At 42.5% G+C, this 19,577-nt stretch carries 18 protein-coding genes; 5 read left to right on the top strand and 13 right to left on the bottom strand.

All coding sequences use genetic code 11. The features are described from left to right. The first annotated feature begins 51 nt into the window (after positions 1–51). Together EL081_RS04110 and birA are read left to right on the top strand one after the other, a co-directional pair. Positions 52–1,053, top strand: a complete 1,002-nt coding sequence (locus tag EL081_RS04110; protein ID WP_126404073.1) for a LacI family DNA-binding transcriptional regulator — start codon at positions 52–54, stop codon at positions 1,051–1,053. Between the two features lie 29 nt (positions 1,054–1,082). Beyond that, a complete protein-coding gene (birA, locus tag EL081_RS04105; protein WP_126404072.1) occupies positions 1,083–2,024 on the top strand; it encodes a bifunctional biotin--[acetyl-CoA-carboxylase] ligase/biotin operon repressor BirA in 942 nt (313 codons plus the stop codon). A gap of 967 nt (positions 2,025–2,991) precedes the next feature. Here birA and EL081_RS04095 read toward each other — a convergent pair. The 5 genes from EL081_RS04095 to udk all read right to left on the bottom strand — a co-directional run bounded on the left by EL081_RS04095 (position 2,992) and on the right by udk (position 7,102). Next, positions 2,992–3,204: a DUF3272 family protein gene (locus EL081_RS04095; protein ID WP_126404070.1), complete on the bottom strand. Its 213-nt coding sequence runs from the start codon at positions 3,202–3,204 to the stop codon at positions 2,992–2,994. Positions 3,205–3,242: 38 nt separating this feature from the next. Then, positions 3,243–4,919 (bottom strand): DNA polymerase III subunit gamma/tau, encoded by a 1,677-nt coding sequence (gene dnaX, locus EL081_RS04090; RefSeq protein WP_126404069.1) that lies wholly within the window; start codon positions 4,917–4,919, stop codon positions 3,243–3,245. Beyond that, complete coding sequence (locus tag EL081_RS04085) at positions 4,919–5,416, bottom strand: GAF domain-containing protein (protein ID WP_126404068.1); 498 nt, start codon at positions 5,414–5,416, stop codon at positions 4,919–4,921. Before EL081_RS04085 ends, dnaX begins: the two co-directional genes overlap by 1 nt. Before the next feature lie 312 nt (positions 5,417–5,728). Then, on the bottom strand, positions 5,729–6,400 hold the full coding sequence (locus EL081_RS04075) for a YoaK family protein (protein ID WP_048788887.1): 672 nt from the start codon (positions 6,398–6,400) through the stop codon (positions 5,729–5,731). A 66-nt stretch (positions 6,401–6,466) separates the two neighbouring features. After that, positions 6,467–7,102: a uridine kinase gene (udk, locus tag EL081_RS04070; protein ID WP_048691384.1), complete on the bottom strand. Its 636-nt coding sequence runs from the start codon at positions 7,100–7,102 to the stop codon at positions 6,467–6,469. 209 nt (positions 7,103–7,311) lie between these two features. On the opposite strand from udk, the gene EL081_RS04060 reads away from it, so the two are divergent. After that, entirely contained in the window at positions 7,312–8,289 is a 978-nt protein-coding gene (locus EL081_RS04060; RefSeq protein WP_126404066.1) for a Gfo/Idh/MocA family protein, read from the top strand. A gap of 1 nt (position 8,290) precedes the next feature. Beyond that, positions 8,291–9,379 (top strand): DEAD/DEAH box helicase, encoded by a 1,089-nt coding sequence (locus EL081_RS04055; protein WP_164555431.1) that lies wholly within the window; start codon positions 8,291–8,293, stop codon positions 9,377–9,379. A 308-nt stretch (positions 9,380–9,687) separates the two neighbouring features. On the opposite strand, the gene EL081_RS04050 is transcribed toward EL081_RS04055, so the two are convergent. The 5 genes from EL081_RS04050 to EL081_RS04025 all read right to left on the bottom strand — a co-directional run bounded on the left by EL081_RS04050 (position 9,688) and on the right by EL081_RS04025 (position 14,650). Further along, positions 9,688–11,073 (bottom strand): polysaccharide deacetylase family protein, encoded by a 1,386-nt coding sequence (locus EL081_RS04050; protein WP_126404064.1) that lies wholly within the window; start codon positions 11,071–11,073, stop codon positions 9,688–9,690. Between the two features lie 195 nt (positions 11,074–11,268). Beyond that, on the bottom strand, positions 11,269–11,655 hold the full coding sequence (gene gloA, locus EL081_RS04045; RefSeq protein WP_126404063.1) for a lactoylglutathione lyase: 387 nt from the start codon (positions 11,653–11,655) through the stop codon (positions 11,269–11,271). A 247-nt stretch (positions 11,656–11,902) separates the two neighbouring features. Then, entirely contained in the window at positions 11,903–13,276 is a 1,374-nt protein-coding gene (locus EL081_RS04035) for a sensor histidine kinase (protein ID WP_126404062.1), read from the bottom strand. Beyond that, positions 13,266–13,940, bottom strand: a complete 675-nt coding sequence (locus EL081_RS04030) for a response regulator transcription factor (RefSeq protein ID WP_006596563.1) — start codon at positions 13,938–13,940, stop codon at positions 13,266–13,268. Before EL081_RS04030 ends, EL081_RS04035 begins: the two co-directional genes overlap by 11 nt. 113 nt (positions 13,941–14,053) lie before the next feature. Further along, complete coding sequence (locus tag EL081_RS04025; protein WP_126404061.1) at positions 14,054–14,650, bottom strand: hypothetical protein; 597 nt, start codon at positions 14,648–14,650, stop codon at positions 14,054–14,056. 209 nt (positions 14,651–14,859) lie between these two features. Here EL081_RS04025 and EL081_RS04020 point away from each other — a divergent pair, with 209 nt between their 5' ends. Beyond that, positions 14,860–15,402: a biotin transporter BioY gene (locus EL081_RS04020; protein WP_126404060.1), complete on the top strand. Its 543-nt coding sequence runs from the start codon at positions 14,860–14,862 to the stop codon at positions 15,400–15,402. A 55-nt stretch (positions 15,403–15,457) separates the two neighbouring features. Here EL081_RS04020 and EL081_RS04015 read toward each other — a convergent pair whose 3' ends face one another. From EL081_RS04015 to pstB, 3 genes are all read right to left on the bottom strand, one after another. Beyond that, entirely contained in the window at positions 15,458–18,001 is a 2,544-nt protein-coding gene (locus tag EL081_RS04015; RefSeq protein WP_126404059.1) for a M1 family metallopeptidase, read from the bottom strand. A 130-nt stretch (positions 18,002–18,131) separates the two neighbouring features. Then, positions 18,132–18,785 (bottom strand): phosphate signaling complex protein PhoU, encoded by a 654-nt coding sequence (phoU, locus tag EL081_RS04010; RefSeq protein WP_126404058.1) that lies wholly within the window; start codon positions 18,783–18,785, stop codon positions 18,132–18,134. A gap of 14 nt (positions 18,786–18,799) precedes the next feature. Next, positions 18,800–19,558, bottom strand: a complete 759-nt coding sequence (gene pstB / locus EL081_RS04005; RefSeq protein WP_126404057.1) for a phosphate ABC transporter ATP-binding protein PstB — start codon at positions 19,556–19,558, stop codon at positions 18,800–18,802. Positions 19,559–19,577: the final 19 nt, after the last annotated feature.

Genomic DNA, 19,577 nt, shown 5'->3' with positions numbered 1-19,577 from the left:
CATTAACCAGGCCAAAGCTATGATATACTAGAAGACAGAAGGAGAAAACTTATGGCTACATTAAAGGATATTGCCAGTCTCGCTAACGTATCCATCGCCACTGTTTCACGTGTGCTTAATCAAGATACTAGTCTTTCTGTAACGGAGGAAACCCGCCACAGAATTTTGACCGTTGCTGACGAACTAGGCTACACCAGACATCAGAAAAGTGGGAACTTTAAGAAAGAAAAACAACAAATTGTCATCATCCAATGGAAAAGTGAAGAGGGAGAACTGGACGACCTTTACTACTACAACATCCGTTTAGGCATTGAAAAAAGAGCACAGGACCTCGACTATGGCATCCTCCGCTATTTCAATGATATTCCTTTTCGATTAGGGGAGGAAATTGTTGGGGTCCTTTGTATCGGAAAGTTTAGTAGGGTACAGATTATCGAACTAGAAAAGCTAGCCAAGCCTCTGGTTTTTGTTGATAGTAACACTCTCAACCAAGGGCATCCTTGTGTCACGACTGAATTTGAAAATGCTGTTCAGACTGCTCTTCACTATTTAAGAAAACAAGGGTGTCAAACAATTGGTCTCTTAACCGGTGAGGAAAAAACGACCGACCTATCGGAAAGTATTCCCGATCCCCGGCGTAGAGCTTATCGAAACTACTGTATTGAAAGAAACATGTATCACCCTGAACTCATCCTCACAGGTAGTTTTACAGCTCAATCAGGCTATGACCTCATTTCCTCTCAACTTCAGTCTGGCTCACCCTTACCAGATGCCTATTTTGCTGCCAGTGATAGTTTGGCAATTGGGGCTCTTCGCGCCTTTCAAGAAGCCGGCATCAAGGTCCCTGATAACATCCAACTCATCTCCTTTAATGATACCAGTTTAGCCAAACAAGTCTTTCCTCCCCTCTCGACCATCACTGTTTTTACAGAAGAAATGGGACGAACCGCTATGGACGTCCTCAATAAACAAGTCCTAGCTCCGAGAGAAATACCGACCCTTACCATGCTAGGAACCAAACTCACCTTAAGAGAAAGTACCAAGAATGGATGATCTTCCATCCTTTTCGAAAATAAGAAACTATGAAAACACACGAAATTTTATACCAAACTTTGGCCCAAGCCCAGGATTATGTCAACGGCGAGCAACTAGCCCAGGAAATGGGCCTGTCTCGCACCTCTATCTGGAAGGCCATCCAGCGTCTAGAAAAAGAAGGCATCGAGATTGAGTCTGTTAAAAATCGAGGCTACAAGATCCTTTCTGGAGACCTCCTAATCCCCCAAGTCATCGAAGACCTTTGTCCATTGACAGTCTCCTATAATCCCCAGTGCCAATCCACCCAGTTAGACGCTAAGAATGCCATGGAAGCGGGTGGCCAATCTGCTACTCTGTATCTAGCTCCTTTCCAAACAGCTGGTAAGGGGCGTTTTGGGCGCGACTACTTCTGTCCTTCTCAAGGGGGAATCTACATGTCTCTCCACCTCAAGCCCAACCTCCCTTTCGATCAAGCACCTGCCTATACCCTCATGGTCGCAGCTGCTATCTATAAGGCTCTGAAAAATCTAGCCTTACTGGATGTCGATATCAAGTGGGTCAATGACATCTACTACAAGGGGAAAAAAGTTGGAGGCATTCTGACTGAAGCCATCAGTTCTATCGAAACAGGCCTCATCACAGATGTCATTATTGGTGTGGGGCTCAATTTTTCCATCACTGATTTTCCAAAGGAACTGAAAGACAAGGCAGGGTCCCTCTTTGGTGCCCAGCCTCCCATTTCCCGCAATGAACTGATTGCTGAGATTTGGAAGGAATTTTTCACCACTCCAGAAGAGGAGCTGATCTACCTCTACAAGCAACGTTCACTGGTCCTAGGTAAGGAAGTCCGCTTCGAACAAAATCAAACCAGCTACCAAGGTCTGGCCAAGGATATCTCAGATAGTGGACAACTACTAGTCCAACTGAAGGACGGCCAAGAACGCTGGCTTAATAGTGGCGAAATTTCCCTCAAACAGTGGGACCTGTAAAACAGACCAACAGCTCAAAAAAGAGTCTGAGACAAAACATTTCTCAGACTCTTTTGTGTGAAGATATATCAAAAATTTTTAAAATAATTCTTGATATACTCTAAGCATATATCCAGTAAGAATTTGATAAATAATAATACAATTCCAATCTTCACAAACATGTAATATTTAAATGTGGTGTCTTCAAATTCACTCACAAAAATCGGAAAGTTTAAAATATTATACTCATTGATAAGAAAATAAAGTGAGATACAAATGGATAAAACCAAGGCCACTATAAAAATTTTTTTATGTAATTGCATTTTTTACCTTACCCTTTCTTGTTTTACAACATTAAATACCAATTTTATATAGCCTGATTCATTCTTTTCCCTCTTTCTAACAGGCTATTTTTATAGTTTTTACACCTTTATCATACACCAATTTCAAAATCATTCAAGTCTGTTTTTCTAATTATTTTTATGGTATAATAATAAAGTTGGAGTGATAAATAAAAACTCAGCAACTATCTTAGTAAACTCTATAAAATTAACTTTTTAGATAGCAGCATGCTATACTTAAGGTTCTTAAAAGTTCAAGCATTATAAACATAAAGAAAAGACCCATGGTATATACTGACCCCAAAAAGTTAGACAATGAATTTACACAAAGGATTTCGTTCTGTATTGCACAGGACTAAGTCTTTTTCTACAAGAAAATAAGCACCATAATTCCTACTTACATAAAGTAGTCAGCTTACTCTTCGAAAAAATGACTTCTATTTTTTGAGTCAGGTAAGGAAATTAAAAAATTTCCGCTGTGAGAAAAGTGCCTGAAACACAATTGTTTCAGGCACTCGGGAGTTTTGGAACCTTAGGTCCAAAACTAAGTCATGGAACTTCTTCGAAGTTCGCTGACGTCCGTACTCACCTAAGGAAAGTTTTTAAGTAGACTTTATATTCAATCTAAAATAAGCACCAGTCGGTGCTTATTTTTTATACTTATCTCGTTTTTTCTGATTGAGCTGTTGATCGATACTTTCGACCAATTTCCCTAAGATATAGCTGACTTGCAAATTTCTCAGTATCAAGAGAACCCAGAAGATAGCTGCCAGGTAGCTTTCTCTCATCACTGCATCATTGAAAAAATAAGTTTCAAAGGCTGTAAAGATAGCCATAGTCCAAAATTGACGTTTATTCATATTGATATTCTACCACGATTTTCTGGAAAAAGCACATCCTAGTCTTCCTGAACAGTAATTTTGTCAGAGAGGAAATCGAAACCTTCCGGAATGACAGACTCTTCTGCTACCTCGACTTCTTCCTTGTGACCACGCGCTTTCTTCGAGAATTCCGCCCGAACCTGGGTCCATTCCTCCATTGAAATAGCCAGAATCTCCGGAGAGAAACCTGCCGCATTGCTTAAAATATTGCCAAACATGGTATTGAGGTTATCTCGCTTCATGGTCTGTTCGGCATTAAAGGCAGACTCAAAAGCTAAAATCGCATGGCGTTCATTGGCCGCAACCGGCTGTGAACCAACCAGTAAAGCCCTATCTGCCCCTGCTAGGCTTTCAATAATTTCCCCCCAAGCATTCTGTAAGCGAATGAGATTGTTACGGGCTAAATCTGGATTTTCAACTGCTTCTTGTAAGATAGCTTGAAGCTTATTGCGGTCCACTCGATAGCCCTTGCTAGACTTCTGAGGACGAGCAGGGCTTGATTTAGCTGCAGGAGCCCCACTCGCTACTTGAGCTAACTGATTCTTCAGAGACTCGACTTCTCTTTTGAGCTGGTCTACTTGTGCTGAAAAATCTACTGGAAGAGCCACTTGGCTAGCCGAAGGGCCCTCACCCTTGTATTCTGCCAAACGAATGGTCATCATCTCCGTATAGATTTTCGGCTGCAGGCTGTTTTTGATATCCGCTAAACTCCTTGTCGCAAGATCAATCCAAGCAAAGAGGGTTGCTTGTGGAATGGCTAGATTCTGATTAAATCGCTCACTGACATGGAGATTTTCCCCACCTGTCTGAACGATCAAGAGATCCCGTAAATACTGCAAGAGGTCCGTCACAAAGCGGGCCATGTTTTTCCCATTATCAAAGATCAGGTTCAACTGGTCCAAGGCAGCTGTTGCATCTTGTGCTGACAAGGCTACAACGTAGAGATCTAAAGCTTCTTGACTGATGGAACCTGTGATTTCTTCAGCCGTCACAGTGGTCAATTGGGCACCAGCTGTCAGGCTGAGGGCCTGGTCCAAAATGGACAAGGCATCTCGCATCCCACCTTCTGCCCGACGGGCAATTATGGCTACAGCTTCTTCTTCGTAATCAATCCCTTCTTTATCCAAAACAGCTTTTAGGTGGTCTTGAATGGCTGGCGTCTTGATCGATTTGAACTCAAAGCGTTGAACCCGTGAAAGGATGGTTGCTGGAATCTTGTGCAATTCCGTTGTTGCTAGGATAAAGACTACATTTTCTGTCGGTTCTTCCAAGGTTTTGAGAAGGGCATTAAAGGCTCCCGTTGAGAGCATATGGACCTCATCGATAATATAGACCTTATGAGGAGCCAAACTAGGCGCATAGGTAGATTTATCGCGGATATCTCGGATCTCATCTACCCCATTATTTGAGGCTGCGTCAATCTCGATAACATCCTCTAAACTGCCATTGGTAATGGCTTCACAGATATAGCAATCATTACAAGGCTCTCCCCCTTTTTGGTTGGGGCAGTTCATGGCCTTGGCAAAGATTTTTGCCACACTGGTCTTCCCCGTCCCACGAGGTCCAGAAAAGAGATAGGCATGGCTAATTTTCCCCTGTTCGACAGCTTGTCGAAGGGTCGTCGCAATAACCTCCTGCCCTACAAGTTGGCCAAAGGTCTGGCTACGGTATTTACGATAGAGGGCTTGATACATTAGTCTACTACTCCAAACATCCTAAAATTCCAATTTGTTTTTTCAAGCAAGATAGCTACAAAACGTTCCAAATAAAGGCGATCCAGGTCGTCATAATCTCCCACTTGGTCCGAATCTAGATCCAACACTCCCAGCAACTGGTCTTTCAAGACCATGGGAACCACAATCTCACTCATGGCGCGACTGTCACAAGAGATATAATTGGCATGCTGGGTCACATCCTCAATTACCAGCGTTTCTCTTTTCTCTGCTGCTTCTCCACAGACGCCTTTTCCTAAGGCAATGTGGACACAGGAAACCTGACCTTGAAAGGGGCCTAAAATCAGCTCTTTTTGATCATAAAGATAAAAACCTGCAAAGACCGAATGTGGTAGGGCTTGATTGAGCAAAGCACTGGCATTGGATAAATTGGCCAAGGCATTGCTTTCACCATCTAAAAGAGCTTCTAACTGGGCTAGTAAGAGTTGGTAACGTGATTCTTTTTCCTGTATATTCATAACCTTTATTATACCAAACTTTAGTTAGAAAATTAAGTATTTACAACGGAGCAACCTTTGATAACAACCCAGCTTGCCATCAGAACTATCAAGCAAATATTCCCAATTAAAAGAGAGTGGGACAGAAATCGGTAATTCGTTAGAATTCGATTTCGTCGTCCCACCTCCGCACAGTTGAGTAGGGCTGTAAAAGCTGATGAAATCAGCGTAGTAGAGTCCACTCAACCACTGCGGCTTGCTCGATAATCCAAAGAAAATTTAGAGGCTAGGACTTTTGTCCCAGCCTCGATTGATCAAACTATTTGAATGTGACTAGATATCCCTTCGAACATATTGAATCGCCCGATAAGAGAGAAAGAGGGTCAGAACAAGGGAAACAAACCAGATGGTCCGAAGGCCGTAATATTGGATGAGGAAGGTGGAAAGAATAGCTCCTCCCACAAAGCTCCCAATCAAAGAAGTCATAAAGAGAGACTCCCAGAAAAACTCCATCTTCCGCTCCCGTACAAAATTTCCATATGCGACCATGGTCTTCTTGAGATTCCCTGTCATAAAAGAATGGTTGTAGGCGTAATCATCTACTTCTCCAAAGGAAGTGGCTACAATCCCCAAGCTCAGTCCAAAGAAAGGCACAATCAGAACATTGGGCACTTCTTTGGGAAGAAATCCTGCCACCAAGGTCGTCAAAACCAAGGGCACCAAGGTACTGAGCCGCCAAACCGAATGACTAAAGAAGCGTTGAAAGACGGTCATCAAGAAAATCCCGATCATAAAGGCCAACATGGTTGCTAGTTTGACCTCCACATCCGCGATTTCATGGCCAATTAACCCAACGGATAGAAAAACCACGTTCCCAGTTTGGCCCGCGGCCAAGGTCCCTCCTCTTTCGATAAAGGTGTAGGCATCTGAAAAGCCTGCACACATGGTCAGTAGGCAGGCAAAGGCCTTACTTCTGGAGTGAAACTCCCTTCTTAACTTTTTCATATTTCTCCCTATTTGTCATGGAAAAGAGGCTGGGACACTACTTCCTAACCTCTCTCACTTGTTATCTTATCCTTCACGTGATTCGCTCAAAATCTTCTCAATCTTGGTCGTAATCAAATCAATGGCTACAGTATTGGTCACGCCTTCTGGAATGATAACATCCGCATAGCGCTTGGTTGGCTCGATGAACTGATGGTACATCGGCTTCACCACTCCTAAGTACTGCTCAATGACGCTGTCCAAACTCCGACCACGCTCTTCCATATCTCGCTTAATCCGGCGAATGATCCGCACATCATCATCGGTATCAACGAAAATCTTAATATCCATCAAGTCACGAAGACGCTTGTCCTCCAAGACCAAAATCCCCTCAACGATAAAGACATCCTGAGGCTCCTGGCGATAAGTCTTGGCGCTACGCGTATGCGCTGCATAGTCATAAGTTGGAATGTCAACCGGACGGCCAGCCAACAACTCATTGATTTGCTCAATCATGAGGTCTGTATCAAAGGCAAAAGGATGGTCATAGTTGGTCTGAATCCGCTCTTCAAAGGTTAGATGACTTTGATCCTTGTAATAAGAATCGTGCTCAATCATAGCAATCTTTTCATCTGGAAAGTGGGACAAAATAGCTCGAGAAACACTGGTTTTCCCCCCACCAGAACCACCTGTTACACCGATAATAATTGGTCTGTTTCGCATCTTCTTCTCCATTTTTTATAATCCTATTTATTCTATCACAAAAGCGGTCTCTTGACCACGACTTAAACCTTTTTTCTAAGGATTTTCATCAACCTTCTAAGAAGACCTTCCCTCCTATCCTCCGTCCCAATTAGAAAGGCCCATTCCATCTTTTTAGGATGAAACATGATATAATGAAACCAGTAAATACCTGATTGAAAGGAGCTGCCATGCTGAAACTCGGTATCATCGGCACCAGTGCCATTTCCCATTCCTTCCTTGCTGCAGCTAAAGAAACAGACCAGTATGAGTTAAGAGCGGTCTATTCACGGACCTTGGAGAAAGCTCGTAGTTTCACCCAACCTTATGAACAAGTGGCCCTCTATGATGACCTGATTGCCTTTTTAGATAGTGACCTAGATGTCATCTACATTGCTAGTCCCAATTCACTCCACTATCCTCAGGCAAAGTTAGCCCTCTTGGCTAAGAAACATGTCATCCTTGAAAAACCAGCTGTCACCACTCCCAAGGAATGGAAAGAGTTGGTTAAATTAGCCAAGGAGCACCAGGTCTATCTATTTGAAGCCGCTCGCAACTATCATGAAAAAGCCTTTGAGATCATCCAAGACTTTCTCAAAGACAAGACCATCTTGGGTGGCCACATGACTTATGCCAAATACTCTTCTAAAATGCCCGAGCTCTTGAAAGGAAATACTCCCAATATTTTCTCCGACCAATTTGCGGGTGGAGCCCTCATGGATTTGGGAGTCTATCCTCTCTACTTTGCAATCGGCCTCTTTGGTCAACCTGAATCAGTAACTTATCAAGCGCGGCAATTGCCTAATTCAATCGATTTGAACGGACATGGTAGCTTGGTTTATTCTGACTTTGTCATTGGCATTCAAGCCGGCAAAGATGTGACCAGCAATCTTCCTGCTGAAATTTACACGACAGACGGCACCCTTTTCTTAAGTGGAATCGAAGCCGTTAGTCAGGCTTTCTTTCAAGATCATTCTGGAACTAGTTACCAACTTCCGATTACTCCTGCTTCTCATAACATGCTGGAAGAAGCTCAGGCCTTTGCAAGTATAATGACAGAAGGTAACCAGACACTTTACCAGACTTGGCTTCAAACAGGACAGATGGTTCACCAAACCCTCTACGCTATGCGCCAAGATGCTGGAATACACTTTAAGGACGAACATTAATATGACACTAGCATTTCCACCGCTTTGGCAAGAGCAACTCAAAACCCTCGGCTTTGAGCAACTGACTGAAATCCAAGAACGCCTCTTTGAGCCGATCACCCAAGGGGAGAACGTGCTTGGAGTCAGCCCGACAGGAACCGGAAAGACCCTGGCCTATCTCTTCCCTAGTCTTCTCAAGCTAAAACCTAAAAAAGCACAACAATTGTTGATCCTATCACCCAATACAGAATTGGCCGGACAAATCTTTGATGTTGCCAAACAATGGGCGGAACCTCTTGGACTCAGTGCCCAACTCTTCCTTTCAGGCTCTAGTCAAAAACGGCAAATCGAACGCCTCAAAAAGGGACCCGAAATTCTCATTGGAACTCCAGGCCGTATTTTTGAATTGATCAAGTTAAAGAAAATCAAGATGATGAATGTTGATACCATCATCCTGGATGAATTTGATCAACTGTTTAGCGACTCTCAGTATCACTTTGTCGATAAGATTTGCCACTACGCGCCCCGAGATCATCAATTTATCTATATGAGTGCAACGACCAAGTTTGATCCAGAACAAATCGAACCCAATACTCTAACCATTCAAGTGGAAGGACAAAACTTGGACAATATCCAGCACTTCTATATGGAAGTGGATAAGCGAGAAAAGGTTGAACTCCTCAGAAAACTCTCCAATGTCGAAGACTTTCGTGGCCTCGTTTTCTTCAACAGCTTGTCAGACCTAGGAAGCGCCGAAGAAAAACTCCAATACCGAGAAGTTAGCGCCGTCTCACTTGCTAGTGACGTTAATGTCAAGTTCCGAAAAGTCATTCTGGAACGCTTTAAGGACCACCAGCTGACACTCCTTCTTGCAACAGATTTGGTGGCACGAGGAATTGATATTGACTCTCTAGAATGTGTCGTCAACTATGAAGTCCCTCGAGATACCGAAACCTACATCCACCGATCTGGACGTACCGGACGCATGGGTAAAGAGGGCTATGTCATCACCTTGGTCAGCCACCCAGAAGAATTAAAAAGTTTGAAAAAATTAACCGCCGTTCGTCCCCTGGTTCTCAAAGGAGCTCAACTTTATATAGGGGAAGAATAAGAAAATCGTTCGTATCATTACGAACGATTCAGATTGAAGATAAAGTCATTTTTAAAACTTTCCTTAAGTGAGTACGGACGTCAGCGAACTTCGTAGAAGTTCCATGACTTAGTTTTGAACCTAAAGTTTCAAAACTCCCGAGTGCCTGAAACAATTGTGTTTCAGGCATTTTTCTCACAGCGGAAAGTTTTTCATATTCTTAAATGATTAAAAAATAAAAGTCAATTTTTGAAAATCATCCCGGTGTTTTATGTAAAACAATAGTTTGTCTACATTCAAAATCGTTCGTAAATCTACGAACGATTTTTTTAATTACGATTGTAATAGAGGCGATGACTTTCCACTTGGTGGTTTAAGAGTTCATCAACCGTGACGATGGTGTAGCCTTGCGATTGAAGGTATTCAATCACGGCTGGAAGAGCATTAATAGATGTTTGGTGAATATCGTGCATCAGGATGATCGATCCTGGTTTGACTTGTTTTTTCACTTCTGCCAAGATGGCTTGTGTATTGTGGGTCTTCCAATCCAATGTATCCACATCCCACATGATAAAGGCCTGATCAACGGCATATTGAATGGCACTATTAATCGAACCATAAGGCGGACGAGTAATCTTCGTTTGCACTCCTGTGACCTTTTGAATCACTTCCTTCGTATCCATGATTTCTTTTTGGGCAGACTCCAAAGGCAACTTGGTTAAGACAGGATGATTCCAGGTATGGATTCCGATTTCATGTCCTTCCTGACGTACCCGTTTAGCCACTTCAGGATAGGCCGAGACATTCTTCCCAAGCATAAAGAAAGTAGCCTTAACATGGTACTTGTTGAGGATATCCAGGGCTTGAGGGGTCGTCGTTGGATCTGGACCATCATCAAATGTTAAGGCAACCATCTTAGCATGACGTTGAGTTTGGTAGGCCTCATAAGCTTGAAGATCTCCGGGATTCAGACGAGTAGAATCAATCACATCATAGAGCTTCGAAAGGGGTACATCGAAGGTTTCCATGCCCTCAATAGTAACTGGAAGGGTAATAGAAAGAACCCCTTGATTGTAGGTGAACTGCCAGCCTGCCATATCACTTGCTGAAACAGCTTGCATTAGCTCTTCAATTCGATCTTCCCCTAACTGTAGGAAGACCAGCTGAGAACGCAATTCTGTCAAAAGAATTTCTTTGGCTAGATCTGCATTCGTAAACAATTGGGAAAATTGGAAGACCGTCCCCTCATCCGTTAGATAGAGGAGAGGTAGTTTGTCAATCCCATCTTTAATGAATTTGCCATTTTTCCACTTGTACTGGGTCTTCTTCATCTGATAAGGATGAACCCCTACAAATGGGTCTTCTGAACGTTCGGTATGGTAGAACAAAAGCTCTTTTGCTTGCTGGTTATTCTTCTCTTCTTGGGGAAGAGAGCCAACGTCAGCCAAAATTCTCTCTTTAACCACTGCGATGGGTTCTTCATTATTTTTCGGGTAGTAAGCCGCGACATATGTTTGACCAACCATTCCTTTTTGAAGGCTGGTATCCTTGTCTTTTTCAATTGCTTCTTCTTCCCGGACAGCTTTGGAAAACTGTTGATTATAATTTTTGATGGCGCGTGCTTCCTCAATCTTCTGATAAGCTAGGTAAATTCCTCCGATAAAAAGGAGGTTTAGAATAATGAGGATAAACATTTTCAAGTAGGAATTCTTCATACTCTTATTATAGCAATTTTATCACTAAAAAAACAGGAGAAAACTCTAGAATCTAGAAAATAAAACCTAAAAAATAGTAGGAAAATAGAATCAATCCTGTCCTATCTCTTGTCACTCCCTAGAGGCCATCTTCATGCACAAAAAAAGAACAGGTCAATTCTCGCCTGCTCTTTATCACATGTTATATGATGCTGATTATAAGGACTTTTCACGAATCACTTCTACTTTGTAGCCATCTGGGTCCACAATAAAGTAATAGTTTGGAAGCGTTCCTGGCAATCCTTTTGGATCAGTTACTTGGTAACCTTTTTCCTTATGCTCTCCATGAAGGGCTTCAAGATCTGGGGTACTTAAGGCAACATGGGCAAAACCATCACCAATGACATAAGGACCATGATCATAGTTGTAAGTTAATTCTAACTCATAGTCATCTCCTTCTATGCCAAGATAGACGATCGTAAATTTGTATTCAGGAAAATCCTTGCGACGCAATTCCTTAAATCCAAACGCATCTGCATAAAAAGCAATTGATTTTTCTAAATTCTCCACTCGTAAACAAGTGTGTAACATTTTTGAAGCCATAAGACACCTCTTTCTTTTTTACTATTATACACTAGTCAAACAAAAATAGCGATTATTTGAAATGGATGAAAAAGAGAGTGGGACAGAATCGGTAATTCGTTAGAATTCGACTTCGTCGTCCCACCTCCGCACAGTTGAATAGGACTGTAAAAGCTGATGAAATCAGCGTAGTAGAGCCCACTCAACCACTGCGTCTTGCTCGACAATCCAAAGACAATTGAGAGACTAGGACTTCTGTCCCACTCTCTTACTTGTTTTTTGTTGATTTAGAACCTGATTTCTTTTTACTATCTGACTTGGTTGCTAGTTTGACCTCGAAAATAGCACCTTTAGGCTTGTTATCTCGAACAGTAATGGTACCATTAAAGGCTTCTACGATTTGCTTGGCTAAGGACAGTCCTAACCCAAAACCACCCTTTTGACGCGTCCGCGCCTTATCCACTCGGTAGAATCGATCAAATATCCGCTTTTTATCTTCGTCTGAAATCCCTGGTCCATTATCCTCTACCCGAAGATAGAGATAGCGATCCTTGAATTGGGCGACAAACCGTATCTTTCCTTCTTCCTCTGTGTATTTGAGGGCATTGTCATACAAAATGGTCATCAGCTGCTTCAGTAGGACCTTGTCAGACACCAGACTTCTTTCGACCTGATTCTCATACTCGAAGATTTTATCATTTTCCTCGGCAATGATTTCATAATTGGCAAAGGTTTGGTCGAAAAAAGAGGGAGGGATTTCACAAAACTCCGGTTTAATCCCATCATCTCGACGGGCTAAGTTTAAGAGATTGGTCGTCAGTAAGCGCATATTGCGAACCTCATCCAAAGAGGAGGCGATGTTCTCACTGGATTCCATGATCGTTGCCTCTGGTTTTCGGAACAGGGTCTCCAAACGATTTTGCAAAACGGCTAAAGGTGTCCGCAATTCATGAGAGGCATTTTCGACAAAAGCCTTTTGCCGGTTCATGCTCTCTAAGAGAGGTTTCACACTCATTTTAGCCAGGAAGATACTTGCAAAGAGGGAAATGCCCCAGAAGCAAATCATGACCAAGGCGATTTGGCTCTCGTGTTTTTCACTGGTCTGCTCCAACTGGCTGATATTGGTCATGATTACGGCGTATTTCACCCCATCGATATAATCATCGGGGTCAATATCTACCAAATAAGCTCGGTAACTTTCTTTTTGCTTATAATGATTGGTAATTTGAATCTGTTTGATCTTGTTTAAATAACCGCGACTAAAAGTTACTGTTTTTAGATCTAGGAAACCATTATCCGTCGTTACATTTTCAAAATTATCATTCAAGAGGATGGCAGTACTATTGGAAGTGACCGATGGTCTAGGGCCATCCTCAGGATCAGGCTCATCATCTTCTAGTCGGTCATCATCTGGTTCGTCTCTTCCCATCCCATTTCCTGTACGATTGGCCAAGCTAATAATAGAATAACGATCTTTACTCAGCATCTTTAAATTTTCATCAACCGTTGTATACAGACTTGACCGCATCACTTGAATAATAATCAAGGTCATGGTTGAGAAAATTAAGGTAAAGAGTCCGAAATAGCGGATGAAATAAGAAAAGTCATCCGCATTGACAGTTTTTTTAATTTTATTGAGCATCTTTCAGAATGTACCCCACGCTACGCAATGTTTGGAGATTTTTTGCAAAGTCTGTTCCTTTTAACTTCTTACGAATCTTAGAAACATACACTTCGACAACCGAAATGGTTGTATCACTATCGAATCCCCAAAGTCGATCAAAGATTTGTGTTTTTGGCAGGATAACATTTTGATTTTGAAGGAAATAGACCAAGAGATCAAATTCTTTTCCTAATAGTTCTACTTCTTTTCCTTCAACAAGCGTAGAGTTAGTCGAGAGATTAACGGTCACATTCCCATACGAAAGGGTATTTTCATTGACCTTACCAGAGCGCTTCAACAATGCTTGGATTCGCATCTTGAGTTCTTCTAAGTAGAATGGCTTGGTCAGATAATCATCTGCACCTAGCTCAAAACCATGGCCCTTATCGTCTAAGCTCTCTTTGGCTGTCATAATCAATACTGGAGTGGAGACACCCTTATCTCTCAATTCTTTCAGAACTTGGAAACCATCTTTTTCAGGAAGCATGAGGTCTAGCAAAATGAGGTCATAGATGCCACTTTCAGCCTCATACAGACCTTCATCCCCATCAAAGACTTGCATGACATCCGCAAAATCATCTAAAAAATCAAAAACTGAATTAGACAAACCAAGGTCGTCTTCGACTAATAAAATCTTAATCATCTTTACTTTCTCCTTCTCATTCTTCCATACAGGGATGATGAGTATTTTCTACTCTATTATAACATGACCGGGCTTCATTCAGTAGCATTCAGATAGCGATTTCAAGTTTTTTCTTAGCCCGCTGTCCCTGTCTCATCCTTTGATGAATGTTTTGTATTGCTTGACGTTTTTTTCGAAGAGGACTTCTTAGAGGACTTTTTATTGGAGTTCCTATTTTGTTGGTTTCCCTCTTGATCTTGAGGCATCCCATCTTGTGGAGGTTGACCATTCCTATTCCCTTGTCCTGGTCCACCGTTTTGACCATTTTGCGGTGGCATACCATCTGGTCCTCCACCAAATCCATCTTGTCCTTGGCCCCCTTGTGACCCGCCTCCTTGAGGTGGTTGGCCGTTCATTTGGCCTTGCCCTGGTCCACCATTTTGGCCATTAAGACCTTGTGAGTTAGAATGTCCATCCTGTCCTTGATTATTTCCCTGGCTGTTTTGTCCTTGAGGATTTTGGGCAGGCTGGTTGCCATTTTGTGTAGCGACTGTTGCTTGTTGGCGTTGAGGAGTCGTATTGGCTGTCGCCAACATTCCCAATCCAAATCCACTAGTCATCCCAACGATGAGTCCTCCTGTTGCTGCGGCAGTTGCCCACCACTTAGGACTTTTCTTAACGACAATCATTTTTTCAGTTCTTTCTTGCTTTTGTTCATTCGAAGCTTGCATTCTTTCAATTCCTTAAATTATTTATTTAAACAAGGCCTTTGTTTAGATAGGGATAGTTTACAGGCTTTTCCTTAACAGTGACTAAATTTTTTCTTAAACTTTCCTAAAATGATTAAGGAGACATTTGTCACAGCTGAAAAGAGGACTTGACAGGCTTGCCTTATTTTTTGTAGAATAGTTACCATAAAAATATAGTGAGGTTTACTGTTTTGAAAAAAATAGAATCAATGACATTAATTGCTCTTGGAGCAGCTTTGATTGCTGCCCTATCCCCTTTTACAATCCCACTTGGACCCATTCCTATCACGCTTCAGACTTTAGCGATTGGATTGATCGCCAGCATCTACCGTCCAAAAGAAGCCACCCTTTCCGTTCTCATTTACCTCCTCTTAGGTGCCATTGGCCTCCCCGTCTTTGCAGGTGGTCACGGAGGCATCAGCTCCTTCTACGGTCCCACTGCTGGATTCCTTTTCTTCTTTCCCCTTCGTGCTTTGGTGACTTCAATCTTTGCTGGCCAAAAAGGACAACCCATTCGTATTTTTCTTGCTAACGCTTTAGGAGAAGTCGTTCTCTTTATTGGAGGTGCCTTAGGTTTTATGCTCATTGCCCATAAATCTTTAGATTTCGCAGTAAAATTTGTCGTCTTACCTTTTGTGGTGCCAGATTTGATTAAGATGACGTTAACAACAATTTTCGCGGTCATTCTTTATCGAAATCTTAAACATTTACCTTATTTCAAAAAAGCAAAATAAAAAACTCTTAGAGAGGTTTGCAGATCTGCAAAGCACTCTCTAGGAGCTTTTTTCATTATTTTGTTGCTAGAAGGGCTGCTTCAACAACTGCTTTCTCCCGCTCAATAAGATCGATACGAGCCGCTATTTCTTTAATTCCCATCTTGATATTGCGGCTAATCGCCATATCATCCAATTGAGGTTCAAAGAAGGCCTTGTATTCATTCAATCGTTCATGGGTCTTGAAACAGTTAGCTGGGTAGATGACAAACTTATCAAAACTCATATCACCACCGAGTGCCTTCTTGATCCAGTCCCAGTTCTCACGCGCCCAAGTCCAGGTTCTACCTTGGGTAAAGTCATGCTGCAAGAAATTGAAGTACCAGCTCATAGCCAAGTCTTGAGGTTTCACCACATCCTTGTTCTTCCACTCCTTCAATAGAGCTTCCAAGGTTTCCGCATCCTTGGTGTAAGAAAGAGCTGCAGCCAACTGGCGTTTAAAGTTTCCATCCACTGTCTTCACATAGGTATCTAGGTATTGCTGGCTAAGCGCCTTGGTTTCCTGATGCTTGATTTGGTTAATCAATATTTGCATACGAATAGCAGCTGGAAGTTTTTCTAGATCAGATGCATGAGCTTCAAAGATGGCACTCGCTTGTGCTTGTGCAGCTTCGTCATTGGCCTTGATCATGTTAGCAATCATTAGTTGACGAACTTTTTCGTCCTCTTCTGCTTCACCTGGCTTAGCTTCTAGTCCCAAGCGTTCAAAGTTATAACGGTTCATCCGTTTCAACAGCTCATGGAAGGCAGCTTCTGTTTCAGTTCCTTCATCCACAAAGAGACTGATTCCACTTAAGACGCTCGAAACAGCAGAAACAACCAAGAAGGAACTTTCTTCTGTCAAGTGTTCAATCACTGGCAAGAGGCTTGCATAAGAAATTTGACCACTTTCCGCTAAGAGACGGCGTTCTTGAACCACTTGCAATTTCGAAGTGCTATCCAAGTTCGCAAGGTCAGTAAGGATGTCTTCCAACAATTCCCCACGGTAATCACTGATATAGTGAGCCGTATTTTCTGTATTGAAGCGAAGAGCACCACTATTAGCCACTTTCAAGGCACTGTAGTTTGGAATTTCTAAGACTTCTGTTTCTAAGGTATCTGGAATACCTGTCCAGTTGCTGTTCAAAGGAACAACCCACTTGCGACCTTTTTCTTCTTTTTCTCCGATAAAGAACTGCTCTTGACGGATGATCAAGGTGTCGTTCTCTACAGAAGCTGAGACAACAGGGTATCCTGGTTGCTCCAACCAAGAATCCATAAAGGCTGCGACATCACGACCTGAAGCTTGACCAAGAGCATCCCAAAGGTCACGACCGATGGTATTGCCGTATTGGTGTTTTTCAAAGTAGATCTTCAAACCTTTACGGAAGGCATCATCGCCTAACCAACGGCGAAGCATGTGCATGAGCCGGCTACCCTTAGCGTAAACGATTGCAGGGTCAAAGAGGGTGTTGATCTCGTCTGGGTGTTTCACTTCTACATGGACGGATTGAACGCCATCTGTAGCATCGCGTTTCAATGCAGCAGGTACACCTGTTGTTTGGAAGTCTTCAAAGATATTCCAGCTTGGTTCGATGGCATCCAAGCAGACATATTCCATCATATTGGCGAAGCTTTCATTCAACCAGAGGTCATCCCACCACTTCATGGTCACGAGGTTACCAAACCATTGGTGAGCCAATTCGTGAGCTACGACCAAGGCTACTGTTTGACGGCTTTGGGCTGTCGAGTTCTCATCTACAAGGAGGTAGACTTCGCGGTAGGTTACCAAGCCCCAGTTTTCCATAGCTCCTGAAGAGAAGTCTGGAAGGGCGATATGAAGGGATTGAGGGATTGGGTAAGCCACTCCGTAATAGTCCTCGTAGAATTCAATGGCACGAACGGCAATATCTAATGAGAAATCCAAGTTTTCTAATGGATGAGCTTTGGTAGAGTAGACACCGACTAGGGTTCCATTCTTGGTCTTAGCTGTCACACCCTGCAAATCTCCAGCCGCAAAGGCCAAGAGATAAGATGACATACGAGGAGTCGTATCAAACTTCCAAATACCTGTTTCTTTCCGAGTCTCAACATCGATTTCAGGCATGTTAGAAAGAACGATTTCTCCTTCTTCTTGGTCAAATTTCACAGCCAAATCAAAGGTCGCTTTGGCTTCTGGTTCATCCACACTTGGGAAGGCTTCACGAGCAAAGTGACTTTCAAATTGAGTAGAGATCACTTCCTTTTTAACGCCATCTACTGTGTAATAAGACGGATAGATCCCAGTCATATTATCGGTAATTTTCCCTGTATAAGTGAGGGTAAGGTTTACTTTACCTGTAGCAGGAAGTTCGACAAAGACCGCTTCTTCCTCATCATTGACTGTAAAGGCACAATCTTGCCCATCTACTTGAGCAGATTCGATGGTCAAATCCTTTTGATGAAGAGAGATGCGAGTCTCCTTTGCCTCTCCAGTTATGGTCACTTTCCCCGAGAAAGTTTTGTCTGAGCGGTTTAAATCTAAGAATAGATCATAGTGCTCAGGTACAAATGTATCAATAAAATGTGCAACTGCTTGCATGAGTAACTCCTTCTTCATTTTTTATCATCTTCTATTCTAACATAAATCCTACTAACTGTAAGGTAAGAGGGGGGCAAAACCAGATCTATAAAAAATAAAGTCTGAGATGATGACCTCAGACTTTCTTTTCTTATAATTCCACAATTTTTCCTGTTTCGAAGTAGACAACCCACTCACAGATATTTTTAGCATAATCACCAATACGCTCCAAGTAATTGATCACTTGGAAATAATCCCGACCAGTGATAATCAAGTCAGGATTATGCTTGATTTCTTCCGTTGCCAACTCTTGAATACGATCATAGTACTCATTAATTTTTTCATCGCGAGTTGCTACTTCATAGGCCGTTTCAACATCCCCTTTTAAGTAAAGCTCCAAGGTTGCTTCGACAAAGTCTTTGACTTCTCGACCCATTTTGCTGATTTCTTCCTCTACAACCTTACTATGAAGTTCTCCCTTCATACGAATGGTTGCACGGGCAATGGACACAGCGTGGTCTCCCATCCGCTCTACGTCAGATACAGCTTTTAAGACTGTCATGACCATCCGAAGGTCCTGAGAAACAGGTTGTTGAAGGGCAATCATCTCAAAGGATTTGCGCTCCAACTTCACTTCATATTCATTAATCTCCGCATCATCTTCGATAACCTGGCGTGCCAGATCCCGGTCATGAGTGACAAAAGCTCGAACCGTGCGGTTGATCTGAGTCAAGACTTCATTTCCCATAGCATAAAACTGGTTATGAAGTTTTTCTAAATCTTCTTCAAATTGTACACGTAACATTTACTTTCCCTTTCTTATCCAAACTTCCCTGATACATAATCTTCTGTTTCCTTACGAGCAGGGTTCAAGAAGATTTTTGAGGTGTCATCATACTCGATGAGGTCCCCATCCAAGAAAAAGGCTGTCTTATCCGAAATCCGACTGGCTTGTTGCATAGACCGGGTCACCAAAAGCATAGTGTAACGATCCTTCAACCCATAAAGCGTTTCTTCAATCTTTCCAGCAGAAATCGGGTCCAAGGCTGAGGTTGGCTCATCCAAGAGGATAATCTTTGGACTAGTTGCTAGGACACGCGCCACACAAACCCGTTGTTGTTGCCCCCCTGAAAGCCCGATTGCTGAATCATGAAGGCGATCCTTGACCTCATCCCAAATAGAAGCGTTTTTCAAAGAGGTTTCGACCGCTTCATCCAAGACTTGCTTGTCCTTGATTCCATTAATCATGAGTCCATAGGTGACATTGTCATAGATAGACATAGGGAAGGGGTTGGGCTGTTGGAAGACCATCCCGATTTCCTTACGGAGCTCCACCGTATCCGTCCGTGGACTATAGATATTATGACCATTATAGAGGACGGTTCCTGTCGTCGTCACCTCATGGTTCAAATCTCCCATCCGGTTAATAGCCTTGAGCAAGGTAGACTTCCCAGATCCAGAAGGACCGATTAAAGCCGTGATTTCTTTAGGGGTGAAATCCAGTGACACACTATTCAGTGCCTTTTTCTTATTGTAATAAACCGACAAGTCCTTGACTTGCAAAATTGGTTCTGTCATGTTTTCATCCTTATGTTGT

It is taken from the genome of Streptococcus viridans (assembly GCF_900636365.1).
Lineage (GTDB): Bacteria > Bacillota > Bacilli > Lactobacillales > Streptococcaceae > Streptococcus > Streptococcus viridans_A.
The sequence above is the reverse complement of the archived record's forward strand: the minus strand, read 5'-3'. Positions and strand labels throughout refer to the sequence as shown.

Excerpts from the sequence above, each read along its gene's own strand:
- pstB (WP_126404057.1), bottom strand. The coding sequence starts at position 19,558 with ATGACAGAACCAATTTTGCAAGTCAAGGACTTGTCGGTTTATTACAAT.
- EL081_RS04075 (WP_048788887.1), bottom strand. The coding sequence starts at position 6,400 with ATGAAAAAGTTAAGAAGGGAGTTTCACTCCAGAAGTAAGGCCTTTGCC.
- EL081_RS04055 (WP_164555431.1), top strand. The coding sequence starts at position 8,291 with ATGACACTAGCATTTCCACCGCTTTGGCAAGAGCAACTCAAAACCCTC.
- phoU (WP_126404058.1), bottom strand. The coding sequence starts at position 18,785 with ATGTTACGTGTACAATTTGAAGAAGATTTAGAAAAACTTCATAACCAG.
- EL081_RS04095 (WP_126404070.1), bottom strand. The coding sequence starts at position 3,204 with ATGAATAAACGTCAATTTTGGACTATGGCTATCTTTACAGCCTTTGAA.
- gloA (WP_126404063.1), bottom strand. The coding sequence starts at position 11,655 with ATGGCTTCAAAAATGTTACACACTTGTTTACGAGTGGAGAATTTAGAA.
- EL081_RS04060 (WP_126404066.1), top strand. The coding sequence starts at position 7,312 with ATGCTGAAACTCGGTATCATCGGCACCAGTGCCATTTCCCATTCCTTC.
- udk (WP_048691384.1), bottom strand. The coding sequence starts at position 7,102 with ATGCGAAACAGACCAATTATTATCGGTGTAACAGGTGGTTCTGGTGGG.
- EL081_RS04030 (WP_006596563.1), bottom strand. The coding sequence starts at position 13,940 with ATGATTAAGATTTTATTAGTCGAAGACGACCTTGGTTTGTCTAATTCA.
- EL081_RS04025 (WP_126404061.1), bottom strand. The coding sequence starts at position 14,650 with ATGCAAGCTTCGAATGAACAAAAGCAAGAAAGAACTGAAAAAATGATT.
- dnaX (WP_126404069.1), bottom strand. The coding sequence starts at position 4,919 with ATGTATCAAGCCCTCTATCGTAAATACCGTAGCCAGACCTTTGGCCAA.
- EL081_RS04085 (WP_126404068.1), bottom strand. The coding sequence starts at position 5,416 with ATGAATATACAGGAAAAAGAATCACGTTACCAACTCTTACTAGCCCAG.
- EL081_RS04035 (WP_126404062.1), bottom strand. The coding sequence starts at position 13,276 with ATGCTCAATAAAATTAAAAAAACTGTCAATGCGGATGACTTTTCTTAT.
- EL081_RS04015 (WP_126404059.1), bottom strand. The coding sequence starts at position 18,001 with ATGCAAGCAGTTGCACATTTTATTGATACATTTGTACCTGAGCACTAT.
- EL081_RS04050 (WP_126404064.1), bottom strand. The coding sequence starts at position 11,073 with ATGAAGAATTCCTACTTGAAAATGTTTATCCTCATTATTCTAAACCTC.
- EL081_RS04110 (WP_126404073.1), top strand. The coding sequence starts at position 52 with ATGGCTACATTAAAGGATATTGCCAGTCTCGCTAACGTATCCATCGCC.
- birA (WP_126404072.1), top strand. The coding sequence starts at position 1,083 with ATGAAAACACACGAAATTTTATACCAAACTTTGGCCCAAGCCCAGGAT.